The sequence below is a fragment of the Nocardia sp. NPDC058658 genome, from assembly GCF_042716665.1.
In the GTDB taxonomy this organism is placed as follows: Bacteria; Actinomycetota; Actinomycetes; order Mycobacteriales; family Mycobacteriaceae; genus Nocardia.
The window spans coordinates 1-1,348 of the sequence record NZ_JBHXRR010000061.1; the positions used below are offsets into that span (position 1 = coordinate 1).

The 1,348-nt window shown below is 63.1% G+C and carries 2 protein-coding genes; both read left to right on the plus strand.

Annotated features, from left to right (window positions below; translation table 11 throughout):
* Nucleotides 1–66: 66 nt before the first annotated feature.
* The gene (locus ACFWUP_RS31350; protein ID WP_379239607.1) at nucleotides 67–390 is read left to right on the plus strand and encodes a transposase; all 324 of its coding nucleotides are present in this window, start codon (nucleotides 67–69) and stop codon (nucleotides 388–390) included.
* Nucleotides 390–1,307 carry an IS3 family transposase gene (locus ACFWUP_RS31355; RefSeq protein WP_379239608.1) on the plus strand — a complete coding sequence of 306 codons (918 nt, stop codon included), beginning with the start codon at nucleotides 390–392 and terminating at the stop codon, nucleotides 1,305–1,307. The genes ACFWUP_RS31350 and ACFWUP_RS31355 overlap by 1 nt, the downstream gene beginning before the upstream one ends.
* The last annotated feature ends 41 nt before the right edge of the window (nucleotides 1,308–1,348 follow it).

Here is a 1,348-nt window from a genome sequence, read left to right on the forward strand (position 1 = left end):
TGAGGCTCCCCCCGGAAAGTGGACACCTGATTCGCAGGACGAATGTCCTGCTGGAAGGATGTCCCCATGCCTCCTCGTAAGCGCCGGTCGTTCACGGCCGAGTACAAGGTCGAGGCTGCCCATCGCGTGATCGATTCCGGCCGCACGATCGCCGAAGTCGCCCGAGAACTCGGCCTCAACGAAGGCCTGCTCAGTAACTGGGTCAAAGACGAGCGGCGCAGGATCACCGCCGCCGAGGCCCACGGCGACAAGCCCCTGGACGTGGCCGAACGCGCCGAACTTTTGCGGCTCCGCAAACAGGTCGCCGAGCTGGAGAAAGACAACTCCTTCCTGGTAAAAGCCTCGGCGTACTTTGCCGCGATGCAGAAGAACCGACCCGGTTCGATCTGATGGCCAAGTACGCCGGCCCCGACAACATCGAACAAACAGCTGGCACCGAAGCCCCTGAGGGCCAACGGTTTTCGATCACCCGGATGGCGCGTCTGCTGAAGGTTTCCACGTCCGGCTACTACCAGTACTGCAAACGCGGGGCGGCAACAGTTTTGACGCCACGTCAGCAACGTCGCGCGGATCTGGAAGTCAAGATCACCGGAGTCCACACCGACTCTCGCGGCACCTACGGGGCGCCACGGATCACCGCCGAGCTGCGCGCACAGGGCGAGCGGGTCACCGAGAAGACCGTCGCCAAGATCATGGCCTCGATCGGGCTCGAGGGCATCAGCCCGCGCACGTTCAAGGTGCGCACGACCGTGGTCGATCCGACCGCGTCGTTCCCGCCCGATCTGGTCGAGCGTGTCTTCGATCAGGGCCGCCTGGACGCGACCTGGTTCACCGATATCACCTATCTCACCTGCGGTGAGGGAGACATGTTCTTGTGCGCGATCCGTGACGGGCATTCCCGGAAAGTGTTGGGCTACAGCATCGCTGACCACATCGGTGCCGACATGGTCACCGAGGCGATCGATTCCGCGGTCTTCACGCGGGGTGGCCGTTGCCGCGGGACGATCCTGCATTCGGACCGGGGCGGGGAGTTCACCGCGCACCTGACCGCGAAAGCCTGTTTCCGGCACGGGCTACGGCGATCGATGGGCGCGACCGGTATTTGCTGGGACAACAGCCCCGCGGAATCGTTCTGGTCGAGTTTCAAGCACGAAGAGTATTACCGGCACGTCTACGCGACGAAGGCTGAACTCGTTGCCGCGGTTGACAACTGGATACATTTCTACAATGCTGTGCGGCGGCACTCGGCGATCGGGATGCACAGTCCCGACGGCTTCGAGCGTTCACTCCGAGCGATAGCTGCCTGAATCTCGTAACTCCCCTGTCCACCGTTCGGGGGGAACCTCAG